Raw genomic sequence first — 677 nt, forward strand, 5'->3', positions numbered from 1 at the left:
CCAACCCTCTCCCCCAAGGGGAGAGGGAGCCAGATGACGTACCAGTTTCAATTGCACCTGCCGTTGGCCGTCGGTCGACGATTGTGGGTAACATCAGGCGGTCCCGAGATCTAGCGAAACGCCATGTTCGACCTACCCTGGAGCACGACCCTCCTCCTGTTGGGCTTTCCGCTCTTCTGGATCGTCTACACGATCGTCTTCCTGCTTCGCACGCGGGCCTGGCGCGACGACGAGCGGCAGGAGGACCGGTGAACGGCACCGTTCTCGGGTTCGTCGTTCTCTATTTCGTGGTCGTCCTCGGAATCGGTTTCTGGGCGATGCGCCGAGGGGCCGGCGATGACCTCGAGGGCTATCTCCTCGGCGGCCGCAAGATCGGCCCCCTGGTGACCGCACTGACGCTGCAGAGCACGGCGATGAGCGGCTTCATGTTCCTGGGCGCCGGCGCCCTGGGCTACGCCGAGGGCTATTGGGCGCTGTGGTACGCGGCCGGCGATATCGGCGGTGGCGTCGTCAACCTGTCGACCATCGGCCGCCGCATGCGTAAGCTCTCGCGGCTGAATGGCTCGCTGACCCCGATCGAGTACCTCGAGAAGCGCTATCCCTCGCCCGCCATCCGGCTGTTCGCGGCGTCGATCACGGTCTGCCTCCTGGGCAGCTACGCCCTCGCCCAGTTCATC

The 677-nt window shown here is 65.3% G+C and carries 1 protein-coding gene; it reads left to right on the plus strand.

All coding sequences use genetic code 11. The annotated features are described in order from the left end of the window. Positions 1-317: 317 nt before the first annotated feature. Positions 318-677: sodium/proline symporter (locus tag GY769_14470; GenBank protein ID MCP4203123.1), on the plus strand; the 360-nt coding region annotated here is incomplete at its 3' end.

It is taken from the genome of bacterium (assembly GCA_024224155.1).
Classification (GTDB): domain Bacteria; phylum Acidobacteriota; class Thermoanaerobaculia; order Multivoradales; family JAHEKO01; genus CALZIK01.